Raw genomic sequence first — 21,841 nt, 5'->3', positions numbered from 1 at the left:
TCCGATATGTGCTGTGATGATCGTATTCCGAGGAGGTGTCCCGTGTCCGGCACGATCCTCATCACGGGCGGCGGTTCCCGGCGCGGCATCGGGCGGGCCACGGCGCTGCGGTTCGCCGCGCTCGGCTACGCGGTCGGGGTGCTCGACCTCGACGCCGACGCGGCGGCCGAGACCGCACGGGCGGCCTCGGGCGCCGGCAGTCCGGCGGTCTTCGCCGCGCACGCCGACGTGACCGACCAGACCTCCGTCGCCGCTGCCGTGCGTACCGCCGAAGCTACGCTTCCGCCCGTCACGGTGCTCGCGAACATCGCCGGGATCACGTCGCCGACGCGGTTCGCGGACATCACGTTGGCGGAGTGGGAGCGGGTGTTCGCGGTGAACGTGCGCGGCACGTTCCTGGTGACCCAGGCGGTGCTGCCGGGCATGCGGGCCCGCGGCTACGGCCGCGTCGTCAACCTGTCGTCGGTCTCGGCCCAGCGCGGCGGCGGGGTGTTCGGCGCGTCCCACTACTCGGCGAGCAAGGCCGCGATCCTCGGGCTCACCCGGTCGCTGGCCCGCGAGCTCGACAAGGAGGGCATCACGGTCAACGCGGTCGCGCCCAGCATGGTCGACACCGACATCACCGGAGGTGCCCTGACCGAGGACCGCAAGGCCGAGCTGGCGGGTACGACGCTCGTCGGCCGGCTCGCCACCGCGGCGGACGTGGCCGGGGTGATCGCCTTCCTCGCGTCTCCCGACGCCGCCTACCTGACCGGTGCGACGATCGACGTCAACGGCGGATCCCACCTGCATTGAGGTGTTCGCGTGCTGACCGTTGTGCTCGACGACGACCCGACCGGCACCCAGACGGCGACCGGGGTCCCGGTGCTGCTCGCGTGGGACACCGCGGCTCTGGTGGCGGAGTTGCGCGCCCGGCGCGCGGTCTATCTGCAGACGAACTCGCGCGCTCTCGACGCCGCCGCGGCCGTCGCGCTCGCCCGCCGGGTCCGCGACTCGCTCGCGGCGGCCGAACGCGAGCTGGGGCAACGGATCCTGCCGGTGCTGCGCGGCGACTCGACCCTGCGCGGCCACGTCTTCGCGGAGTCCGACGTGTTCGCCGGCGACACCGGGTGCGTGCTGTTCGTGCCGGCCTTCCCCGCGGGCGGGCGGACCACCGTGGGGTCGGTGCACCGGGCGGTGGTCGACGGCGTCGAGACGCCGGTGGGTGAGACGGAGTTCGCCCGGGACCCGGTGTTCGGCTACCGCGGCTCGAACCTGCTCGAGTTCGTGCGGGAGCGGGGCGCGCGGTCGGGCGTCGCGGTCTCGTTGCAGGAGTTGCGCGCCAGCGGGGGAGCAGCGGTCGAAGCGGCGCTGCGGGCGGCCGCTCCCGGCGAGTTCGTGGTGCCGGACGCGCGCGACGACGGGGACATCGCGCTCGTCCACAGTGGTCTGATGCGAGCGCTCGCGGCGCGGCCGGACATCGCGGTGCGGTCGGCGGCGACGCTGGCGGCGATGTGCGCGGACTGCCGGAGCACGGGCTATCTCGAACGGCCGTTGGCCGCGGCCAGGCCGGGGGTGCTGGTCGTCTGCGGTTCGCACACCGGGGCCGCGACGGCGCAGTTGGCGGCCCTCACCGAGCGTCTCGGCACCGACGCCGTCGTGATCGACACGGCGGCGGCGCTGGCGGATCCGGACGACGCGGGCCGGTCGGTCGCGGCGCGGCTGCGGGCGGACCTGCGGGCGCGGGATGTCGCCGTCCTCAGCACCGCCCGGATCCGTCTTCCGGAGCACGGGTCGCTCGCCGCCGGGGAGCGGGTGATGCGGGCGCTGACGGCGGCGTGCGCGACGGTCGCCGCGGGCACGGTGGTGACCAAGGGCGGCATCACGTCCGCGGAGGTGGCGCGGACGGCGCTGCAGGCGACGCGGGCCGAGGTACGCGGGCAGCTGTCACCCGGCATCTCGGTCTGGGACCACCCCGACGGCACGGTCCAGGTCATCGTCCCCGGCAACGTGGGCGGCCCGGAGACCTTGGTCGACGCCCTGGCCGCCCTGGACGTGTGGCGGTGAAGCGTCGGGGGGCCTTCCGGGCGAAGGCAGGCGCCGGCGGCAGACCCGTGGTCCTGGGTCAGGAGGCCGTGCCGGACGTGCTGGTGGTCCGGGCCGGGTCGCCGTGGGCGGCGCGGAGGTCGGTGACCGCCGCCGCGATCGCGCCCGGGTGTTGCATCGCGAGGAAGCCGTGCGACGCGTCGGGAACGACACGGTGCTCGCCGCGGGGGACCGCCGCCGCGATCGCGCGGTGCATGGCGTCGATACCCGCGTGCGCCGCGGTCACCAGGTCCGGGTCCGCGAACTGCTCCCAGACCGGGTTGCGGCCCGCGGCGGTCAGGACCAGCAGGGGTACGTCCGGCAGCGCGCCGCCCGCCCGTAGCTCCGCGTAGATGTCCGTGTCGAAGTTGCGGGTCTCGTCGAGGGCGATCCGCCACTTGTCGAGGTGGTAGTCGGTCAGCGTGACCCGCTCGGCGGCCGGCCACTCCGCGTAGAGCTGCGCGTACTGCCCGCGGGCCATGGACCGCTGCTCGTCGGTCAGCTCCGGGATCGTCTCGGTGTGGCGCTTGATCGCGGCGTCGATCTCCTTCGCCTCCGGGGGCAGGAAGTCGAAGATGTCCTCGTGGCCGGGGTCGAGCAGGAGCAGGCCGGCGACGTCGTCCGGAAACAGCTGCGCGTAGCGGCGGGCGTAGAACGCGCCGAGCGAGTGGCCCGCCAGGATGACCGGGCCTGCGACGTCCGCCGCCCGGAGCAGGGCGCGTAGCTCCGTGGCCACGTCGGCCGCGCTGCGCGGGAGTGGCGCCGGGTCGCTCCAGCCCGTGCCCGCGCGGTCGTAGGTCACCGCCGGGCCCGTGCGTCGTTGAGCCGCCAGGAAGTCGAGGCCGATCAGGCCCGCGCCGGGCAGGTAGACCACGGTCGGGCCGGTCGTGCCGGGCTCGTGGTGCAGCCAGAGTTCGCGGTCGCCCACGGCGTACCGGTGCCCGAGGTTTGTCATGGCCTAATGGTCTCATGTTTGCGACCAGTGTCAAATGTGAGAACATCATCGGGTGGACACCGTCGAGTTGCTGGTGCACCCCGTGCGATTGCGGATCGTGCACGCCCTGTCCGGCGACCGCACGGTGACGACCGCGCAGCTCCTGGAGCGGATGCCCGACGTCTCGAAGGCAACCGTCTACCGGCATGTCGCGGTGCTGGCCGACGCCGGGATCATCGAGGTCGCGGGGGAGCAGCGCGTGCGCGGCTTCGTGGAGCGCAGCTACCGGCTGCGGCGCGATCGCGCCACGATTCCGCCCGACCGGGCCGCCGCGGCGACACCCGACGAGCTGCGGCACGCGTTCGCCGCCGCGATGGCGACGCTGATCGCCGAGTTCGACGGCTATCTGGCCGCCGGCGACGCTGACCCGGCCGGTGACCTCGTCGGCTTCCGGCAGCACGCGATCTGGCTCTCCGACGACGAGCGGGCGGAGCTGGTCGAGGCGATGCGCGCCGTGCTCGTCGCCCGCGTGGGCAACCCGCCGGCGCCAGACCGCCGGGCCCACCTGCTCAGCCCCATCCTGTTCCCGATGGCGGGGCAGTGAGCGTTTGTGACCTACCCGCCGGTACGGCAGGATCCTGACATGGACCTGGGGCTGGCGGACCGCGTGTACGTGCTGACCGGCGCCACCCGCGGCCTCGGCTTCGCCACCGCGCGCTGCCTGGTCGACGAGGGTGCGCGGGTGGTCGTCTCCTCGCGCCACCCGGACCACGTGGACGCCGCGGTCGCCGAGCTCGGCGGGCCCGGCAAGGTCGTGGGCGTGGTGGCCGACCTCGCGCAGGGCGACTGCGCGGCCGCGCTGGTGGCCCTGGCCCGCGCCGAGTTCGGCCGGCTCGACGGCGCGCTGATCTCCGTCGGCGGGCCGCCGCCCGGCACGGCGCTGGGCACCACGGACGACGACTGGCGTACGTCGTTCGAGACGGTCTTCCTCGGCGCCGTCCGCACGGCCCGCACGATCGCCGCGGCGCTGCCGCCCGGCGGCGCGATCGGCCTCGTGCTCTCGTCGTCGGCCCGCACGCCGATCCAGAACCTCGGCATCTCCAACGGCTTCCGGCCGGGCCTGGTCGGCGTCGCCAAGGACATGGCCGACGAGTTGGGGCCGCGCGGCGTACGCGTGGTCAGTCTCCTGCCGGGTCGGTTCCTGACGGACCGCACGCGGGCCACCTACGGCGACCCCGACGACCCGACCCGGGCCCGCGCCGGCGCCGCCGACGACGTGCCGCTGCGCCGGATCGGCGACGCGGCCGAGTTCGGGCGGGCCGCCGCGTTCCTGCTGTCGCCGGCGGCGTCCTATGTGACCGGTTCGGCGATCGCCGTCGACGGCGGGTTGATCCGCGCGCTGTGACGACCAGACCGACGAAGGCCGACCTCGCCGCCGCGGCCGACCTGACCATTCCCGACGTGATCGCGCCCGACCTGCGGGTGGTGTTCTGCGGCATCAACCCGGGCCTGTACTCGGCCGCGACCGGGCACCACTTCGCCCGCCCGGGCAATCGCTTCTGGCCGGCGCTGCACCGGTCGGGCTTCACGGACCGGCAGCTGTCGCCGGACGAGCAACTGTCCCTCTTGGACGTTGGCCTGGGTGTCACGAACCTGGTCGATCGGGCGTCTGCACGGGCCGAGGAGCTGAGCCGGGCCGAACTCGTCGCCGGGGGAGTGGCGCTGGCGGCCAAGGCTTCACAGTGGCGCCCGCGGTGGATCGCGATCCTCGGGGTGACGGCCTATCGCGCGGCGTTCGGGCGGCCGAAGGCGACGATCGGAGCGCAGGAGGAGCACGCGGGGCCGGCGCGGCTGTGGATCCTGCCGAATCCCAGCGGCCTCAACGCGCACTTCCAGATCGCTGATCTGGCCCGGGAGTTCGAGCTTCTCCGGTTGGCTGCCGCATAACGGGGATCCAACGTCGGGCGAGCATGCTGTGGTCACGGTTCGTCGGGGGAGGAGGTGCGTGCGATCGGACGGTCATCAGGCGGTTGCGGCCCGCACTTGTCCGTCTCAGCCCGTGCGCCTCGCCGGCGGCGGCGCTGGCGCTGGTCGTTGCCGTCCTCGCGGAGTTAGCCGGAACGCGTGCTCGCCGTCGTACACGAAGACCCGGGCGTGGGACGTGCCGCCGCCGCTGGTGACGACGCCGCCGCGGCGCCCCCGCGCCGCCCGTCAGCCGGCGCGGTGGCGGGCCAGGCGTTCGCGGATCAGCTGGCCGAACAGGCCGTTGGGCTGACCGCAGGTGGTGCAGGTGAAGGTCTCGTCCAGGCGGCCCGTGCCGCACTGGTCGCAGGCCCCGTGGTCGCGCGGGTCGTGGTAGGCCTGGAGCGCTGCCATCAGCGCGCGGGCCGCCGCGCGGGGCTCAGCGTCACCGGCACCGTGAGCGGCGGGCCCGAGCCGGGCGCCAGCGCGTCGATGCGGGTGGCGAACGCGTCGATCGCCGTGCCTAGGTCCTGATCCAGCTCGGTGTCGGGGTTCATCGGATCAGGATATGGATCGCGACCAGCAGGGCCAGCAGGTCGGGTCCGCGGACGACCTGGCGGATCAGGTCGACCGGGATCGCGCCCATCGGGGTCTCGGCGACGCTCCCGCCGTAGACCATCTGGCCGCGGGTGGCCGCGCGGTAGACGGTCGCGGCGACGCCGGCGACGAGCAGTGGGGGGAGCCAGGCCGGCCCGGTGCCGACCGCGGGCACGGTGGCGAGCCACCACAGGGCCGCGACCAGCGTGGGTACGACCAGGTGGGTCAGCTTCAGGGCCGCGTCGCTGCCGCCGAGCGCGCGGCGCAGGCCGGCCGAGCGGGAGACGCCGCGCAGGCCGCCGGCGAACCGGTCGGCGGCCAGGTAGGCGGCGATCACCTGCACCGCGCCGGCCACGGCGGGCAGTGCGGCCTGCACCGCGTACACGGCCAGGACCAGCACCGCCCACCAGCCGATCGCGGCGCGGTTGCGGCCGATCCGGCGGACGTCGGCCTGGAGCAGCACCCACCACCGCGGCCCGCGGGCGAACCGCCGGCTCCGCACCCGGCCCACGGCGCGCCAGCGCTGGTTCTCGACGACCGCCGCGAGCATCGACGGATCGAGCAGCAACACGGCGGAACTCGCGGCCGACGCGATCCGCGCACCGGTCGACAGCGACGCACGGTCGATCCGCGGCAGCGCCCGCACGGCGAGCACCACCAGCACGAGGGCGAACGGCAACCCGGCGACGGCGACGACGGGCAGCACGGCGACGGGCGGTTGGGCGGGCACCAGCCCGAACAACCCGTGCGCCAACACGACGGCGAGCACGACCAACCCGCCGACACCGGCCAGCACCCCGGCCGGCCATCGCACGCGCCCGGCCGCCCGCGACGGCGTGACCGCCCGGCCGCCGCGGCCCTGTCCGGCGTTGGGTGTCGTGGCGGGCCGGCGTGGTGGGGCGCTCGGGCCTGCCTGGGCCGCGGTGGCGCCGGCGGCGAAGACCGTGCCCCAGGCGAGCCCCGCCACCGCCGCCCAGACATAGCCGCCGGAGCGGCCGATGGCCGCGGCCGTCGCGCCCAGCAGCGCCGCGCCGCCGCCCGCCGCCAGCAGCAGGCCCGTGAACCGCGGCGCCAGCAGGGCCCGCCGTGGCAAGGGCGTGCTGGCCAGCCAGCTCTGTACCGCCGCCCCCACCTGGAGCGGGCCCACCGCGGTCAGGCCCTGCCAGACGAAGCCGCCCAGGGCGATGCCGGCGCCTACGGCGATCCAGTAGCGGACCGCCGGGTCCGCCGGGGCCGCCGACACCTGGCGGTGCAGGAAACCGCTCGCCGCGTCGACGCCCGCCCAGCCGTAGATCGCCAGCAGGAAGGCGAACATGTACAGGTCCGTCAGCAGGTCGCCGATGGACCGGTCGCGGTGCCGGCGGCGGGCGCGGCGCAGCCGGGACTTCAGCTCGCCGGCCCGCGGTGGCGCCGCGCCCGGCGGCGGCACGAGGACGGTTGCCGTCACTCGCCGATGCCGATCCGCACGTCGGCGACCGCGTCCACGAGCTCGTTGTCGTGCGACGCCATCAGCACCACCGTGCCCGACTCCTTCTCCCGCCGGAGCCGGTCCGTCAGCCACGCCCGGCCGTCGACGTCGAGGCGCTGCTCCGGCTCGTCGAGGATCAACACCTGGCGCGGGCGTACGAGGCAGGACGCCAGCGCCAGGCGTCGGCGTTGGCCGCTCGACAGGGTGATCGGCAGCTGGTCGCGGGCCGGCGCCAGGCCCAACTCCACCAGCACCTCCTCGACCGGGTCGCCGCCGTCGCCGTGGGCGTACGCCAGCAGGGCCAGGTGCTCCGCCACCGACAGGTCCGGGAAGAAGTCGATGTCGTCGAGCGCCGCCGCCATGATCGACCGGGCCCACGCGTCGGTCTCGTAGATCCGCTGCCCGCCGACCGTGACCACGCCCTCGTCCGGGCGGTCGGCGCCGACCACGCAGCGCAGCAGGGTCGTCTTGCCGGAGCCGTTGGCGCCGAGCACGGCGCCGACCTGGCCGGGCTCGACCCGGAAGTTCACGTCGTCCAGCACCACCAGGTTGCCGAACCGGCGGGTCAGCCCCTCGACCGTCAGCGCGCTCACAGCGATCAACTCTTCCAGAAGCCCCGACGGCGCGCCCACGCGGACAACCGGCCGCGGGGGACGGGCGCGCCCTGTCCGTCGTACCGCCAGGTCGCCTCCCGGGCCGCCAGCTCCGCGGCGGCCGCGCCGGACCGCGGCGCGGCCGACCGCGCCAGGTCCCACCCGTCCCGCAGCGAGCCGTTGGTGGGCCGCGCGGCCGCCCACGCCGCGAACTCAGATCGCCAATCCTCGCCGTACGACGCCGCGAGCATCGGCCAGGCGCGCGCCACCTCGCCGGCCCGCTTGCGCAGCAGCGCCTGCCGGGCCACGCCGACCAGCCGCGCGTCGAAGCCGGGCGGGACGGGCGCCCCGGAGGTGAGCGCGCGCACCAGGGCCGCCTGGCGGGAAGCCAGATCCGTCACGTGACCACCGGGTAACCGGACGCCGCCGCGATGGCGTCGAGCTCGGCCCGCAGGTCGTCGGCCGGGGGGTACGCGCCGTCGCGCTCCAGCAGCAGTGCCGGTGGCCGCCGCCGGCCGCACAGCTCGGTGATCAGCTCCAGCACCGGCGCCGGCACCGCGTGGGTGTGCGTGTCGTGGTAGATCCCGCCGGCCTCCGACCCGCCCGCGACGTGGCAGTAGGCGATCCGTTCCAGCGGCAGCGCGTCCAGCAGCGCGACGGGGTCGTTTCCCCGGTTACGCGCGTTCGCGTACACGTTGGCGATGTCGAGCAGCAGCAGCGCGTCGGTCCGTTCCAGGATCTCGGTCAGGAACTCGGCCTCGGTGAGCTCGTCGTCGGGCCAGTCGAAGATCGCCGCGATGGGCTCCAGGGCGATCGGGACGGAAAGCTCGGCACGGGTACGCGCGACGTTGGCGACAACCACGTCGACCGCTTCGCGGCTGCGCGGCAACGGCAGCAGGTGCCCTGCCTCGACACCGTCGGCCCGGACGAACGCGATGTGCTCACTGACCAGCGGCGCACCGAGGCGCTCGGCGACCGAGGCCAGGTGGGTGACCCGCTGGGGCTCGACGGGCTCGGCCCCGCCCAGCGACAGCCGTACCCCGTGCGGCACCACCGCCACGCCCCGCTCCCGCAGGTCGGCCAGCCCCTGCGGCACGGGCGCGTGGTCGTGCACCGACTCCGCGACCACCTCGACGAACCGCAGCCCCGGCAGCTCCGCGATGAACCCCGCGATCTCCGGCCGCCAGCCGATCCCGACGCCGTACCCGTGCCCGCCGTCGGACCTGATCATGAGCCACCTCCGCCACCACCGCAGCCGCCGCCCCCACCACCGCCGGAGCTGTCGCCGCCGCCACCGTAGGACGCGCCCGCCGCGCCACCGCCACCCGCCCAGGACGCGCTCTCGATGCCGGACGCGCCTCCCGTCGTGGTCGCCGCCGCCTGCCGGGGCACCTCCGCGGCGGCCGCGAAAGCGGGATCCAACAGATACAGGGAGTACGCCCCGAACAGCGCCACGGCCATCGCCGCGCTGCGGGCATCGTAGGTCGCGTAGCTGGGTCGGTGCTCCGGCCTGAGGTGATGGTGCCGCACCTCGACCCGGCGCAGCGCGGCCGGGGCGGCGTGCACGGCCAGCCACGGACCGCGGCGCAGGTAGCCCGCCTCCCGCGGCCCGACGTCCGCGTACCGCGGCTGCGCCGGACCCGACCGCAGCCGGGCCTGGACGAGCAGGGTGCCGCCGATCGCGACCGCCGACAGCGCCAGGTAGAGAGCGAGGAATTCAGGACCTGAAAGACCCCCGAGCGGCATCGCTAGCCACCGCACCCGCCGCCGCCACCACACCCACCGCCACCGCCGCAGGAACTGCCGCCGCTGCACGACGACGAGCCGCCGGAGTCACCGCCGTAGGCGCCGCCGCCCGCGTCACCCGACGTGCTCGCCTGCCGGTTGATCTCCGCGTCGGCGGCGAACGCCGGGTCCATGAGGTAGAGCGTCGAGGCGCCGAACAGCGCGACGCCCATCGCCGTCGCTCCCGCGCCGTAGGTCGCGTAGCTCGGGGCCTGCCCGGGCGCGAGATATTGATGCTGCGTGCGCAGCCCGGCCAGGGCCCGCTTGGCCGCCTTCGTGCGACCGCCGGCCCGGGTCAGGCTGATCAGCATCCAGATGGCGGTGACGATCACCAGCAGGGTGAGGAAGCCGACCGGCCGCTCGTTCTCGAGCCCAGCCGTGATCCGCGCGGTGCCGAGCACCACGACCGGCAGCAGCACCAGCGCGGCCAGCCGGGAGAACCGGCGCTGGCCACGCGTCAGCAGCAGTCCGGCGCGTTCGAGGCCGGTCCTGATCTCGTCGAGCGCGTCGGAGACCCACGGGTCGCCGGAGAGGTGCCGGGTCCGCAGCCGCTTGCCGGCCGCGTTGTAGACGGCGGTGTCGAGCCGGGTCGAGCCGGCGGGCAACGGACCCGTCGGCTGCAGCGTGCGGTCGGGGTTGGCGCCGATCGCGCCGCCCCGCCGCAGGCCACCGAGCGAGGTGTACGTGGCCAGCAGCGGCCCGCCGTTGAGGAACGCGGTCTGCTCGGGCGAGAGGTTGGGCCAGCCGGGCCCGTCCGGCCCGCGGGAGAGCATCGAGCGGATGACGGCGGTGACGACGATCGCTGTCGCCACGAGCGCCAGGTAGATCCAGAGGAACGTGGGACCGGCGATGCCCCAGGTGTCGCCGGACGCTGCGAGTGTCATCGACGGTCCCCCTTCTCGGCCGATGGTTGCGCCCATTGTGGACGCCCGACGCCAGTGCGAGCCCGGCTCAGTCGCGTTGCCGACGGGGCGTCCACAGGCCCATTGTGGAGTCGGCTGTCACGGTGCGTAAGACCGCCGGGCCGCGCCAGAGGTAACGGCGAGGTAACTGTCACCGGCCGCCGTACGGCTGTGCGACGCCGGCCTCGGTCGCGACCGCGAACGCCGGGTCCAGCCGGAACATCGCCGGCCCGCCGAACAGCGCGACGCCCATCGCCGCGGTCCCGGCGTCGTGCGTGGCGTAGGAGGGCCGCTGTGCGGGCGCCAGCCGCTGGTGCCGGATGAGCAGCCGGTCGACCGCCGCTGTGCCCGCGGCCGTCCGCCACGGCGCCCGGGACAGGCTCACCAGCAGCCAGCACAGGGTGCTGACGACGAGCACCAGCAGCAGGACGTCGGGGGGCTGGTCGTCGCGCGTACCGGCCGCGATCCGCCGCCCGCCCACCGCGACCACCGGCAGCAGGAACAGCGCGGCGGCCCGGTGCAGCCAGCGACGGCCGCGGGAGAGCAGCAGCCCGTCGCGTTCGAGCGCGACGCGCAGCCCGCCCAGGGCCCGCTCCACCGCCGGGTCGACGTGCAGCTGCCGGACCCGGGTGCCGGGACCGGCGGCGTCGTGCAGCGCGCCGTCCAGCGGCGTCGCACCCGCGGGCAACGGCCCGGCCGCCGCGATCCGGCCGCCCGGTGCCACGCCGATGGCGCCCGCCCGGCGCAGCCAGGCGAGCGAGGCGTTCACCGCGAGCCGTGGGCCGCCGGTCAGGAACGCCACCTGGTGCGGGCCGAGCCGGTGGTCGCCGCCGCGCCCGCGGGCGATCACCGCCCGGGCCCGCGCGGTCGCGACCACCGCCGCGACCGAGAGCAGCAGGTATCCGGCGACGAAGGCGGGCAGGGGGATCCCCTGGACGGACGCGGCCAGTGTCATCGGGCTCCTTCGCGAGCGGCCCCGCCGGCACCGGGTCGCACCACCATTGTGGATCTCGCCTGGTGGGGCGCGTCAACCGGAGTGGAGCGCTCAGCGGGTCGCCCGGCGGACCGCCTCCTCGACGAGATCGAGGACCCGGCCCAGGTCGCCGGCCGGGCGGCCCATGGCCAGGTGCAGCACGAGGCCGTCGTACGCGAGCTCCAAAAACTGGGCCAGCACGTCGAGGTCGACGTCGTCGCGGAGCACGCCGGCGGCGCGCTGGCGGTCGAGCCGGTCGCGGGTGGCCTCGGCGATGGCGGCGGAGTGCACCGCCCAGCGCTTGGCGAACTCCGGGTCGGTGCGCAGCCGCCGGGACACCTCGAGCTGGCTGCCGAGCCAGCCCGTCGTGTCCGGCGAGGCGGCCTGGTCGAGCAGGTCGCGCATGACCTGGACGAGGCCGTTGCGGGCGACGGTGGCGACCATCGCGGCGGCGTCGTCCTCGGCGACGGCCAGGAACAGGGAGTCCTTGTCACGGAAATGGTGGAAGATCGCGCCGCGGGACAGCCCGGTCTCCTCCTCGAGCCGCCGCACCGTGGCACCCTCGTACCCGTAGCGGGCGAACGCCGCCCGCGCCGCGGCCAGGATCTCGTGGCGGCGGGCGTCGAGCTGGTTCTGGCTCACGCGGGGCACCTGTCGATCGTGTCAGGAAGCCCCTCGTCTTGCAATCCGTACGTACGGCTTGCGTGTCACTCCCGCGGCCCCACCAGCAGCGCCTGTGCCCCCTGGCCCACCGCACCGTGCTGGTCGTAGAGCAGGGTCGTGGCCAGCCCCGTGCCGCCCTCGGACAGGGTCGTCCGCGCCCGCACGCACATCCACTCGCCGCTCGGCGGCCGGTGCAGGTGCAGCGTCAGGTCGGTGTTGATGAACCACCAGGTGGCCATGTCGAGCACCCGGCTCAGCCCGTTGCCGGAGTCGGCCAGCGCCACCAGCCGCTGCACCGGCGACATCGCCTCGCCGGCCACCAGGCCGACCTTCGGCCGGGCCCAGACCAGCGCCGGGCCGGGCTTCTCGAAATGCCCGGAGATGAACCGCCACTCGACCGCGCCCAGATAGCCGACCCGCCAGGCCGGGTCGGTGAACGCGCTGGCCACCGCCGGCCGCATCGGTGCGGGCTCGAGCCGCGGCCGGGCCGGGCGGGGAAGGTCGAGGTCGGCGCGCCGGATCCGCCAGCCGCGCGCGGTCAGCACCGTGCGACCGCCCGCCGCCGCCGTCGCCTCGACGAGCTCGACCGAGCGGCCGGGCCGGACGACCGCCGCGGTCACGGTCAGCTCGTCGACCGGGACGGCGCCCAGGATCTCGACGGTCAGCCGGGCCAGGTGCGGCTCGCCGGACAGGGTGCTGGGCAGGGCCTCGACGGCGCGCACCAGCAGCGCCGAGGGCGGGCCGGCGTGCTGCAGCCCGGCACCCCAGGGCCCCTGGGTGTGCGATGTCGACTCGAACCGGGACGGGTCGCCGGTCGGCCGGTAGAACGCGTCCTCCACGGCACCGATTCTCGCCGTAGGATTCCGCCGTGGACACCCCGCCGGCGACTTCGTTGACCGTCGCCGCCGTGCAGGCGACGCCGCTGCCGGGCCGGATCGCCCACAACGCCGCCCTCGCCGCCCGCCTCGTGGGCGAGGCGGCCGACGCCGGCGCCCGGCTGGTGGTGCTGCCCGAGCTGTTCCTCTGCGCCTACCACCCGCCGACGCTGCACGCCGACCCGGCCGCGACCGACCTGCCGGTCACCGCCGACGGTGGGATCGGCGACGGTCGCCTCGACGCGTTGCGGTCCGTCGCGCGCGAACGCTCCGTCACGGTCGTCGTCGGTGCGTCGCTGCGGTACGCGGACGGCCGGCGCACCTGCTCGGCCGTGCTGGTCGACCGCGACGGCCAGGCTGTCGCCGCGTACGACAAGCAACTGCTCTGGGGTCCCGAGGAGAACGCCCTGTTCACGCCGGGCACCTTCGGGGCGACCCTGCTGGTCGACGGCTGGCGGCTCGGCCTGGGCATCTGCTACGACGGCTGTTTCCCCGAGCACGGGCGGGCCGCGGCCGACGACGGCGCGCACGGCTACCTCGTGCCCAGCGGCTACGTGGTCGGCTCGGCGCACCGGCGCGACGTCTACTACGCCGCCCGCGCGCTCGACAACACGATGTACGTCGTGTTCGCCAACTCCGTCGGCGGCGACCCGGACTGGTCGTTCAACGGCGGCGCGGCGGTCTACGGCCCCGAGGGCCAGCCCGTCGTCCGGGCGGCCGACGAGGGGGAGCAGGTCGTCGTGGCGACTCTCGACCCGGTCGAGCTGGCCCGCGTCCGGGCAGCTCACACCATGCTCCGCGACCGCCGTGAGCTGGGCGAACGTCGCGTCATCAGCGCACGCTGAAGCAGCTTTTTCACCTTCTGTGACCCGTACCACTTGACGTCCTGGGTTCTTCGGTTGCATGGTTAGTTACATGAGTAATGAACCGACGAGCCGAGGCGCTGAGGGTCCTCAGCCGATGCGAGGCTGCCGCCTCGCATCGCCTTCCGGTCACGATGGATGACGACCGTCCGATCTTCGTCCAGATCGCTGAGCTGATCGAAAACTCGATCATCGACGGGACGCTCGCGGAGGAGTCCCAGGTGCCGTCCACCAACGAACTGGCGGCGTTCCACCGGATCAATCCGGCGACCGCGGCCAAGGGGATCAACCGCCTGGTCGATGACGGAATTCTCTACAAGCGCAGGGGAATCGGGATGTTCGTGGCGACGGGAGCCCGCGAAACGCTCAGGCAGCGTCGCCGGCTCGACTTCTCCGCCCAGTACGTGCGGCCGCTCATCGAAGAGGCGCGCAAGTTGGGCATCGGCACGGAGGAACTCAAGAAACTCATCGAGACATGGGAGGAACAGCGATGAGCGTCGTGGCTGCGGTGGGCCTGACGAAGCGGTACCGCGACGTGACCGCACTGGAGGACGTGACCTTCACGCTGGAGGAGAACGCCATCTACGGTCTCCTCGGCCGCAACGGCGCGGGCAAGACGACGCTGATGCAGCTGATCACCGGTCAGAACAGCGTCACCTCGGGCGACCTGACCTTGTTCGGCGGGCGGCCGTACGAGAACGAGCAGGCGCTGATGAAGGTGGTCTTCATCAAGGAGAGCCAGAAGTACCCCAGCGCCTACCGGGTCAAGCACGTCCTCACGCTGGCGGGCCGGCTGTTCCCCAACTGGGACGAGGAGTTCGCGCAGTCTCTTGTGGACGACTTCAACCTGCCCCGCAAGCGCGAGGTGCGCAAGCTGTCCCGCGGCATGACCTCCGCGCTCGGCGTCACCATCGGCCTCGCCGCCCGGGCGCCGCTCACCTTCTTCGACGAGCCGTACCTCGGCCTCGATGCCGTGGCCCGGCAGCTCTTCTACGACCGCCTGCTGAGCGACTACGCCGAGCACCCGCGCACGGTCGTGCTCTCCACCCACCTCATCGACGAGGTGGCCGACCTCATCGAGCACGTGCTCCTGCTCGACCGGGGCAAGCTGCTGCTCGACGCGCCCAGCGAGGAGCTGCGCGGCGAGGTGATGGACGCGACCGGGCCGGCCGGCGTGATCGACGAGTTCGCGGGCAGCCGGACGGTGCTGCACCGCGAGCAGCTCGGCGGCACGGTCCGCGTGACGCTGCGCGGGTCGTTCGACAACGCCGAACGGCTGCGGGCCAAGAAGCTCGGCATCGACCTGGAGCCGGTGTCGCTGCAGCAGGCGGTCGTGCGCCTGACGATGGAAAGGAACACCGACCGATGAAACGCATCCTGGACGTCGCGCGGCTGCACAACGTGGCCTGGGTGGCCCAGCTCGGCTGGCCCTGGGGCATCATGGCCACCTCGCTGGTGATCAACATCCTGCTCTTCGCGTCGATCGACGAGGCCGCGCCGGGCAAGACCAGCACCGGCGGCCTGTCCAGCCTCTACATCACCACGGCGATCGTGGCGGCGATCTCGATCAGCCAGGTGTTCCCGTTCGCGCTGGGCATGGGCGTCACGCGGCGCACCTTCTATCTGGCCACCGTACTGGTCAACGTGGTCCAGGCGGTCGTCTACGGCGTGCTGCTCTACCTGCTCAACCTGATCGAGGGCGGCACCGGCGGCTTCGGCATCGGCCTGCACTTCTTCCGCGTCCCGTACGTCGACGTCTCCAATGGACTGCTGCAGGTCGCGGTCTACGCGGTGCCGTTCCTGTTCCTGAACTTCCTCGCCATCTTCGCGGCGGTCTGGTACGTCCGGTACGGCACGAACGGCTTCTTCGCCCTGGCGACCGCGACGATCCTGGTGCTCGGCCTGCTCGCGGTGCTGGTCACCTGGCAGGGCTGGTGGGGCGACGTCTGGCACTGGCTGAGCACCCAGCACCAGATCAGCCTGTTGGTGGGCTGGCCCGCCTTGGTGGCCGCGGTGGCCGCCCTCGGGGGAATGGCGGCGATCCGTCGGGCCAACGCCTGACGGGCTCCACCCGGCGATCGCCGGCCCGCACGTGGCGGGTCGGCGATCGTCCGTTCCCGGCCCAAGATTGTTTACATACCGGGGGTTTTGAGAGTTCGGCACTGTCCCGTACTGTGCGCGAGTGCCCCTCATGTTCCTCGACCTGGACAACACCGTTCTGGACCGAACTGGTGCGTTCCGAACGTGGGCAGAGGGCTTCCTGGACGGCATCGGGGCGCCGGCGCCCGACCTCGACTGGCTGATGTCAGTCGACGGTGACGGCCTGACCGACCGGTGGGACGTCGCCGACGCGATCCGCGACCGCTACCGCCTGATCACCTCGTCGCTCGACCTGGTCGACGCCATGCGCGAGGGCGTGGTCGCCAACAGCCGGCTCGACCCGCTGATCGCCTGCGCGCTGCGGATCGCCGACGACGCGGGCTTCGTGCCGGTGCTGGTCACCAACGGTGCCACCCGGCAGGAGGACACCACGATCCGGCGTACGGGGCTCGACCGGTACGTCGCCGACTGGGTCATCTCCGAGGAGGTCGGGGTCAGCAAGCCGAACCCGCGGATCTTCGCGCTGGCCGCCGAGCGGGTCAAGATGCGGATGCGGGGCGCGTGGGTCGTCGGCGACAGCCCCGAGGCCGACATCGGCGCCGCCGCCGAGATGGGGCTGCCCAGCGTCTGGCTGCACCGGGGCCGGCGGTGGATGGAGTCGCGCTTCGAGCCGACCGCCACGGCCGGTGGGCTGATCCCCGCCGTGGCCGCCGTACTGGCCGGATAATTCGCTTGCGGGTCTTTCCGTTCTTGGGAAGACTCGCGATCCAGTAGGAACGTTGGACCCGGACCGCGCCTGACCGCGCTGGTCGGGGTCGTCGAGATGGGAGGGGTGAGTTCCTGTGGCTGTCGCCGTCGCGCGCTTCTTGCCGCCCTCTTCCTTCTCTCTCCAGGAGTTCCTCCGTTGCGTGAGCACGATTCCGAGCCGGCCCCGCGTGGCCGCTCCAAGCGTCGTTTCGACGACGACGATCCGCAGTTCCTGAAGCGCGCCCGCCACCGCACCCCGGTCGCGTTCGACACCAACGCCGACGTCGACCGCCCCGACACCGGCGACGGCTGGTCGACCTGGGACAACGCGCTGCACGGCCCGTTGCCGCGCCCGTCCTGGGTGGTCACCGAGCTGGCCGCCGTCGACACCGAGCTGGGCATCCTCAAGACCGGCAAGGAAGCCGACGTCTACCTGGTCCGGCGGGGGATCCCGGACACGGCACGGTCGTGCCTGTTGGCCGCGAAACGCTACCGGGACCCGGACCACCGGATGTTCCACCGGGACGCGGGCTATCTCGAGGGCCGCCGGGTGCGGCGGTCACGCGAGATGCGGGCGATGACGGGCCGCACGTCCTTCGGCCGTGAGCTGATCGCGGGCCAGTGGGCGTCGGCCGAGTTCACGGCGCTGTCGCGGTTGTGGGAGGTCGCGTCGTCGTACGGCACGATCACCGTCCCGTACCCGGTGCAGCTGATCGGCACCGAGCTGATGCTCGAGTTCGTCGGCGACGCCGAGGAGGGCCTGGCGGCGCCACGGCTGGCGCAGCTGCGGCCCGAGCCGGTGGAGCTGAAGTCGCTCTGGGAACAGCTCATGGACGCACTGATGGTGCTGGCCCGGGCGGGCCTGGCGCACGGCGACCTGTCGCCGTACAACCTGCTGGTCCACGACGGCCGGCTGATCGTGATCGACCTGCCGCAGGTGGTGGACGTGATCGCCAACCCCAACGGGCCGGCCCTGCTGGCCCGCGACGTCCGCAACGTGACGTCGTGGTTCGCGGCGCGGGGGCTGACCCAGGACCACGACGCGGTCACCCGCCAACTCCTCGACGAGGCCGGCGTCCGGTGACGCCGTCGGCACGGGCCGCTCCTCCGGGGGCGGCCCGTGCTTCACTCTGGCGGTGACGATCGACCTGGACCTGACGAGCGCCGAGCGGCCGCGCGACGTGGTGACCGCGGCCGGGCGGTGGCTCGCGGAGGCGCTCGACGGCTTCGACTGGTTGTCGAGCCGCCGCCTCCTGCGGCGTCGGGTCGGCGCGCTGACGCACCAGGTGGCCCTCTCGCCGAGCAGCTACAACCGCGCGGGCGAGTCGATCATGGTCTGGACCTACGTGGGGGCCCGCGACGCGGCGTACGGCCTTTGGCGGGCGGCGCACCCGGACCTCGTCACCGCCCCCGAGGTGCGGACAGACCTGTACTGCGCACACATGCTGGGGTACGCCACGGGACGGGCGAACGGCTACACCTATGGAAGCTCGGAGGACGGCGACATCGACCTGACGGATCCGGGCTCGCGTGGTGCCGCCCTGGAAGCCTTCGTGGCCAAGGTGCGCGAGGGGGTGCTGCCGTGGTTCGACGAGGCGAGCGACCCGGACAGGATCGTCGACTCGGTGCCGGGCCGGCGCACCACCCGGCCGGTCTCCGTGGTCGAGTGGCTGGCGAGCCGGGACCGCCTGGACCTGATCGACGCGTACGCGGAACGGTTCCGCAACCCGCCCGACCGCTGGGAAGCGGGCGTCACGCTGGCGAAATCCGGGGCCCCGGCCCCAGGCATGGGCGACGACCTCAAGTCGATGGGCTGGTCGGTGACCCGGATCCTCGGCTAGCCCCCGGCGGAGCGAGCGGGTCAGCCGCCGCCTCGACTTTGCCGGCCGGGCCCTCAGCCGACCTCGCGCTCGAGCAGGTCGGCCGCGGCCTCGACCGTCGCGACGAACGTGGCCGGCGCGATCCGCGCCTCGAAGACCTTGCCCAGCTCCTCCGGACGCGGGTGGGTCGGTCGGTGGAAGCTGAACATCAGCACGAGGTCGTCGTCGAGGTAGGCGTAGGGCGACAGGTTGTCGGTCGTCTCGCCCCAGCGCATGAACCAGTACCGTTCCCGGAACTCGTCGGGGCCCTCGTGCAGCAGCCGGACGATCTCCCACGGGGAGCGCCCCGGGTACGGGCAGGTCGCGACGTCTCGCCGGCGCACCGCTTCGGCGGTCCGGCGCATGAGCAGACAGAAGGACGGGACGAAGGCCGCGTTGTCGTCCACGGTCAGCAGCACACCGGCCGACCACAGGTCGACGGTTCGCAGTTGAGGTGACAAGCGGTCGCCGACTTCGATGGCGAAGGTGGACCGGTCCCCGAACCGCCGGGTCGACGCGGTGGCTTGATCACGCTCTGGCACGCGGCGGATTCTACGGACGCGAAAAGATCGAAATTGGTTCCAGCCGGTGGCAGGATGTCGCCCAGAGTGGGAACGGTCGTCGTGTTCGTCTAGTTCGTCGCGGAGGGCATGCCATGTCGGTTGTCGCGGATCTGGTCGCGGGCCTCGGATCCGGTGCGGTGCGGGTCGTCGACCTGACCAACACCCTGTCGGCGAGCACGCCGACGTTGCGGCTGCCGGAGCCGTTCGCCAACCTGGTCGACTTCAGCCTCGAGCAGGTCAGCGCGTACGACACGCCCGGGCGGGACGGGCACGACGTCTCGCAGATTCCGCCCGCGCGGCTCGTCGGCCCGGCCGCCGTCATGGATTTCAGCGCCCAGGCCGAGGACGACCCCGACTTCCTCCTCGAGGTCGACCACGTCAAGGACTGGATCGCCGAGCACGGCGACCTGGCCGAGGGGACCTGGCTGCTCTATCGGACCGGTTGGGATCTCTACGCGCACGACCAGGAGGCGTTCCTCAACGTCGACGAGACCGGCTCGCACACCCCGGGCATCTCCGCCGCCTGCGCCGAGTGGCTCGCGACCAACACGCCGATCTCCGGCTTCGGCGTCGAGACGGTCGGCATCGACGCCGGCAACGCGGGCGCGTTCGACCCGCCGTTCCCGGCGCACTTCCACCTGCTGGGCAACGACAAGTACGGCATCACCTCGCTGCAGAACCTCGCCCAGTTGCCGCCGACGGGCGCCCTTCTCGTCGTCGCACCGCTGCCGATCGTCGGTGGGACCGGCAGCCCGACCCGCGTGCTGGCGCTCGTGGACGGTCGGTAGTGCCGACGACCGTCGCCGACGTGGTCGGCCGCACGCTGGCCACGCTCGGCGTCGGGCACTGCTTCGGGGTCGTCGGGAGCGGCAACTTCCGGCTGACCAACGCGTTGCGGGCGGCCGGCGTGCCGTTCACCGCGGCGCGGCACGAGGGCGGGGCGGCCACGATGGCCGACGCGTACGCCCGGATGTCCGGCTCCGTCGGGCTCCTCTCCGTGCACCAGGGTCCCGGGTTGACGAACGCCGCGACCGGGATCTGTGAGGCCGCGAAGAGCCGCACGCCGCTGCTGGTGCTGGCGCCCGAGGCGAGCGGCGCCACCTCCAACTTCGCCATGGACCAGGCGGGTTTCGCGGCCAGCCTCGGCGCCGTGGCCGAGCGGGTCCACAGTGGTCCGTCGGCGGTCGCCGACACGGTGCGGGCGTGGTGCACCGCGCGGGACGAGCGCCGAACCGTGGTGCTGAACCTGCCGCTGGACGTGCAGGCGCTGCCGGCCGACACTGTCGACGTTGCCCTGCCCGCGATGCCGCCGCCGACGCGTCCGGCCGGGGAGGCCGTGGAAGCCCTGACCGCGCTGTTCCGCGCCGCCCGTCGGCCGGTGATCGTCGCGGGCCGCGGTGCGCGCGGGGCGGGCCCGGAGTTGCGCCGGCTGGCCGAGGTGACCGGTTCACTGCTGGCGACGTCGGCTGTCGCGAATGGACTATTCCACGGTGAGCCGTACTCCCTCGGCATTTCCGGCGGTTTCGCCTCGCCGGCGGCGGCCCGGCTGATCGCGGAGGCCGATCTGGTCGTCGGGTTCGGCTGTGCGCTGAACATGTGGACGATGCGGCACGGCCGGCTGATCGGTGCGGACGCGAAGGTCGCCCAGGTCGACGTCGACGGCGCCGCGCTGGGTGCGCACCGGCCGGTGGACCTGGGCGTCGTGGGCGACAGCGCGACGACGGCCGCCGCGGTCCTGGCGGCGTTCGGTGCCGGGCGCGGCGGCTACCGCGAGGCGGCGTCGGCCATCGCGGGGTGGCACGACGAGCCGTTCGAGGATCTGTCCACAGAGGATCAGATCGACGCGCGTACGCTCAGCCGGGAGCTGGACGCTGTGCTGCCGGCCGAGCGGATCGTCGCGGTCGACTCCGGCAACTTCATGGGCTACCCCAGCGCGTACCTCCGGGTTCCGGACGAGAACGGGTTCTGTTTCACGCAGGCGTTCCAGTCGATCGGGTTGGGCCTGGCGACGGCGATCGGCGCCGCGCTGGCCCGGCCGGACCGGCTGCCCGTGCTCGCCACCGGCGACGGCGGGTTCCTGATGTCGGTGGCCGACCTCGAGACGGCGGTGCGGCTGGGCATCCCGCTGCTGTGCGTGGTCTACAACGACGCGGCGTACGGGGCCGAGGTGCACCACTTCGGTGCTGAGGCCGACCTGTCGACGGTGACGTTCCCGGACACGGACATCGCGGCGCTGGCAGCGGGTTTCGGCGCGGCGGGCCTCACGGTGCGGGACGCGGCCGACCTCCGCGGCGTTGCCGACTGGCTGGAGTCGTCCCCGTCGCGCCCGTTGGTGGTCGACGCGAAGATCGTCTCCGACGGCGGCTCGTGGTGGCTGGCGGAGGCGTTCAAGGGGCACTGAGTTTTGTGCGCGCTGGGAGAATGCCCGCATGGCATGGGAGTGGGTGGCACCGGTCGCGACGGCGACGGCGGGAGCGGCGGGGGTCTTCTTCACCTGGCTGACGGGCGCGCAGAGCCGCCAGCACGTCGCGCTCCTGAGCACCCAGGCGGCTGAGGCGGCGCGGCGCGAGCGGTCGATCCAGGAACGCCGCGACGCGTACCTGGCGGCGTTGAAGGTGTGCCGCCTGGACCTGGCGCGGGCGCGCTACGAGGAGGAGGGCGAGGACGAGAAACTGGCGGAGGTCCACAAGACCTTCCCGAAGGGCGAGCGGGTACGCATGTCGATCGAGGCCCGGATAGCGGTGGAGGCGTTCGGCAGCCCGGCGGCGCGGCACGCGACGGCACTCTGGTCGGAGGCGGCGGCGGAGGGTGAGGACCGCATGCGCGAGGTCTACGAGCAGTTGGTCAGAGTGGTGCGGGAGGAACTGGGCACGGCGGCCCTCGACGAGTCGGA

28 protein-coding genes are annotated in these 21,841 nt (G+C 73.4%); 15 read left to right on the top strand and 13 right to left on the bottom strand.

From position 1 onward, the window contains the following. The first annotated feature begins 42 nt into the window (after positions 1–42). Both Asi02nite_RS35445 and Asi02nite_RS35440 read left to right on the top strand, forming a co-directional pair. A complete protein-coding gene (locus Asi02nite_RS35445; RefSeq protein WP_239127472.1) occupies positions 43–795 on the top strand; it encodes an SDR family NAD(P)-dependent oxidoreductase in 753 nt (250 codons plus the stop codon). Between the two features lie 9 nt (positions 796–804). Further along, complete coding sequence (locus Asi02nite_RS35440) at positions 805–2,046, top strand: four-carbon acid sugar kinase family protein (RefSeq protein ID WP_203718409.1); 1,242 nt, start codon at positions 805–807, stop codon at positions 2,044–2,046. A 58-nt stretch (positions 2,047–2,104) separates the two neighbouring features. Here Asi02nite_RS35440 and Asi02nite_RS35435 read toward each other — a convergent pair whose 3' ends face one another. Further along, positions 2,105–3,019, bottom strand: coding sequence for an alpha/beta fold hydrolase (locus Asi02nite_RS35435; RefSeq protein ID WP_239127471.1), 915 nt, complete (start codon positions 3,017–3,019; stop codon positions 2,105–2,107). A 52-nt stretch (positions 3,020–3,071) separates the two neighbouring features. Between Asi02nite_RS35435 and Asi02nite_RS35430 the strand changes: the two genes are divergently transcribed. Genes Asi02nite_RS35430 through mug form a run of 3 tightly spaced genes read left to right on the top strand, consistent with a single transcriptional unit; the run spans position 3,072 to position 4,945 of the window. Beyond that, positions 3,072–3,602 carry a helix-turn-helix domain-containing protein gene (locus Asi02nite_RS35430; RefSeq protein ID WP_203718408.1) on the top strand — a complete coding sequence of 177 codons (531 nt, stop codon included), beginning with the start codon at positions 3,072–3,074 and terminating at the stop codon, positions 3,600–3,602. A gap of 39 nt (positions 3,603–3,641) precedes the next feature. Beyond that, positions 3,642–4,403: an SDR family oxidoreductase gene (locus Asi02nite_RS35425; protein ID WP_203718407.1), complete on the top strand. Its 762-nt coding sequence runs from the start codon at positions 3,642–3,644 to the stop codon at positions 4,401–4,403. After that, positions 4,400–4,945 (top strand): G/U mismatch-specific DNA glycosylase, encoded by a 546-nt coding sequence (mug, locus tag Asi02nite_RS35420; RefSeq protein WP_203718406.1) that lies wholly within the window; start codon positions 4,400–4,402, stop codon positions 4,943–4,945. The genes Asi02nite_RS35425 and mug overlap by 4 nt, the downstream gene beginning before the upstream one ends. Positions 4,946–5,209: 264 nt before the next feature. Here the strand turns inward: mug and Asi02nite_RS35415 are convergent, their stop codons facing one another. The 11 genes from Asi02nite_RS35415 to Asi02nite_RS35365 all read right to left on the bottom strand — a co-directional run bounded on the left by Asi02nite_RS35415 (position 5,210) and on the right by Asi02nite_RS35365 (position 12,780). Beyond that, entirely contained in the window at positions 5,210–5,374 is a 165-nt protein-coding gene (locus tag Asi02nite_RS35415) for a hypothetical protein (RefSeq protein WP_203718405.1), read from the bottom strand. After that, the gene (locus Asi02nite_RS35410; protein WP_203718404.1) at positions 5,374–5,517 is read right to left on the bottom strand and encodes a hypothetical protein; all 144 of its coding nucleotides are present in this window, start codon (positions 5,515–5,517) and stop codon (positions 5,374–5,376) included. The genes Asi02nite_RS35415 and Asi02nite_RS35410 overlap by 1 nt, the downstream gene beginning before the upstream one ends. Next, complete coding sequence (locus tag Asi02nite_RS35405) at positions 5,514–7,004, bottom strand: DUF6297 family protein (RefSeq protein ID WP_203718403.1); 1,491 nt, start codon at positions 7,002–7,004, stop codon at positions 5,514–5,516. Before Asi02nite_RS35405 ends, Asi02nite_RS35410 begins: the two co-directional genes overlap by 4 nt. Beyond that, complete coding sequence (locus tag Asi02nite_RS35400) at positions 7,001–7,618, bottom strand: ABC transporter ATP-binding protein (protein ID WP_239127468.1); 618 nt, start codon at positions 7,616–7,618, stop codon at positions 7,001–7,003. Before Asi02nite_RS35400 ends, Asi02nite_RS35405 begins: the two co-directional genes overlap by 4 nt. Before the next feature lie 5 nt (positions 7,619–7,623). Beyond that, entirely contained in the window at positions 7,624–8,019 is a 396-nt protein-coding gene (locus tag Asi02nite_RS35395) for an SCO6045 C-terminal-like domain-containing protein (RefSeq protein WP_203718402.1), read from the bottom strand. Further along, on the bottom strand, positions 8,016–8,849 hold the full coding sequence (locus Asi02nite_RS35390; RefSeq protein ID WP_203718401.1) for an MbnB/TglH/ChrH family RiPP precursor modification enzyme: 834 nt from the start codon (positions 8,847–8,849) through the stop codon (positions 8,016–8,018). Before Asi02nite_RS35390 ends, Asi02nite_RS35395 begins: the two co-directional genes overlap by 4 nt. Further along, a complete protein-coding gene (locus Asi02nite_RS35385; RefSeq protein ID WP_203718400.1) occupies positions 8,846–9,364 on the bottom strand; it encodes a hypothetical protein in 519 nt (172 codons plus the stop codon). The genes Asi02nite_RS35390 and Asi02nite_RS35385 overlap by 4 nt, the downstream gene beginning before the upstream one ends. 2 nt (positions 9,365–9,366) lie before the next feature. After that, positions 9,367–10,287, bottom strand: coding sequence for a TIGR04222 domain-containing membrane protein (locus tag Asi02nite_RS35380; protein ID WP_203718399.1), 921 nt, complete (start codon positions 10,285–10,287; stop codon positions 9,367–9,369). Positions 10,288–10,456: 169 nt separating this feature from the next. Beyond that, the gene (locus Asi02nite_RS35375) at positions 10,457–11,260 is read right to left on the bottom strand and encodes a TIGR04222 domain-containing membrane protein (protein ID WP_203718398.1); all 804 of its coding nucleotides are present in this window, start codon (positions 11,258–11,260) and stop codon (positions 10,457–10,459) included. Between the two features lie 90 nt (positions 11,261–11,350). After that, positions 11,351–11,929 carry a TetR/AcrR family transcriptional regulator gene (locus Asi02nite_RS35370; RefSeq protein WP_203718397.1) on the bottom strand — a complete coding sequence of 193 codons (579 nt, stop codon included), beginning with the start codon at positions 11,927–11,929 and terminating at the stop codon, positions 11,351–11,353. Between the two features lie 56 nt (positions 11,930–11,985). Then, on the bottom strand, positions 11,986–12,780 hold the full coding sequence (locus Asi02nite_RS35365) for a thioesterase family protein (RefSeq protein WP_203718396.1): 795 nt from the start codon (positions 12,778–12,780) through the stop codon (positions 11,986–11,988). Between the two features lie 29 nt (positions 12,781–12,809). Here Asi02nite_RS35365 and Asi02nite_RS35360 point away from each other — a divergent pair, with 29 nt between their 5' ends. The 7 genes from Asi02nite_RS35360 to Asi02nite_RS35330 all read left to right on the top strand — a co-directional run bounded on the left by Asi02nite_RS35360 (position 12,810) and on the right by Asi02nite_RS35330 (position 18,367). Beyond that, entirely contained in the window at positions 12,810–13,661 is an 852-nt protein-coding gene (locus tag Asi02nite_RS35360; protein ID WP_203718395.1) for a carbon-nitrogen hydrolase family protein, read from the top strand. A gap of 152 nt (positions 13,662–13,813) precedes the next feature. Next, complete coding sequence (locus tag Asi02nite_RS35355) at positions 13,814–14,173, top strand: GntR family transcriptional regulator (RefSeq protein ID WP_203718394.1); 360 nt, start codon at positions 13,814–13,816, stop codon at positions 14,171–14,173. Then, a complete protein-coding gene (locus Asi02nite_RS35350; protein ID WP_203718393.1) occupies positions 14,170–15,048 on the top strand; it encodes an ATP-binding cassette domain-containing protein in 879 nt (292 codons plus the stop codon). The genes Asi02nite_RS35355 and Asi02nite_RS35350 overlap by 4 nt, the downstream gene beginning before the upstream one ends. Then, positions 15,045–15,740, top strand: coding sequence for an ABC transporter permease (locus Asi02nite_RS35345; RefSeq protein ID WP_203718392.1), 696 nt, complete (start codon positions 15,045–15,047; stop codon positions 15,738–15,740). Before Asi02nite_RS35350 ends, Asi02nite_RS35345 begins: the two co-directional genes overlap by 4 nt. 121 nt (positions 15,741–15,861) lie before the next feature. Further along, positions 15,862–16,506, top strand: a complete 645-nt coding sequence (locus tag Asi02nite_RS35340; RefSeq protein WP_203718391.1) for an HAD family hydrolase — start codon at positions 15,862–15,864, stop codon at positions 16,504–16,506. A gap of 177 nt (positions 16,507–16,683) precedes the next feature. After that, positions 16,684–17,610, top strand: a complete 927-nt coding sequence (locus Asi02nite_RS35335) for a serine protein kinase RIO (protein ID WP_203718390.1) — start codon at positions 16,684–16,686, stop codon at positions 17,608–17,610. Positions 17,611–17,662: 52 nt separating this feature from the next. After that, entirely contained in the window at positions 17,663–18,367 is a 705-nt protein-coding gene (locus Asi02nite_RS35330; protein WP_203718389.1) for a hypothetical protein, read from the top strand. A gap of 53 nt (positions 18,368–18,420) precedes the next feature. Here the strand turns inward: Asi02nite_RS35330 and Asi02nite_RS35325 are convergent, their stop codons facing one another. Then, positions 18,421–18,927 carry a hypothetical protein gene (locus tag Asi02nite_RS35325; protein WP_203718388.1) on the bottom strand — a complete coding sequence of 169 codons (507 nt, stop codon included), beginning with the start codon at positions 18,925–18,927 and terminating at the stop codon, positions 18,421–18,423. Between the two features lie 113 nt (positions 18,928–19,040). Between Asi02nite_RS35325 and Asi02nite_RS35320 the strand changes: the two genes are divergently transcribed. From Asi02nite_RS35320 to Asi02nite_RS35310, 3 genes are all read left to right on the top strand, one after another. Then, the gene (locus Asi02nite_RS35320) at positions 19,041–19,736 is read left to right on the top strand and encodes a cyclase family protein (RefSeq protein WP_203718387.1); all 696 of its coding nucleotides are present in this window, start codon (positions 19,041–19,043) and stop codon (positions 19,734–19,736) included. Further along, the gene (locus Asi02nite_RS35315; protein WP_203718386.1) at positions 19,736–21,349 is read left to right on the top strand and encodes a thiamine pyrophosphate-binding protein; all 1,614 of its coding nucleotides are present in this window, start codon (positions 19,736–19,738) and stop codon (positions 21,347–21,349) included. The genes Asi02nite_RS35320 and Asi02nite_RS35315 overlap by 1 nt, the downstream gene beginning before the upstream one ends. Before the next feature lie 28 nt (positions 21,350–21,377). Continuing rightward, positions 21,378–21,841 (top strand): hypothetical protein (locus Asi02nite_RS35310; protein ID WP_203718385.1); only part of this gene is annotated, 464 nt, incomplete at its 3' end.

This window comes from Asanoa siamensis, assembly GCF_016862555.1.
GTDB lineage: Bacteria > Actinomycetota > Actinomycetes > Mycobacteriales > Micromonosporaceae > Asanoa > Asanoa siamensis.
This window is presented reverse-complemented; position numbering and strand designations above follow the sequence as displayed.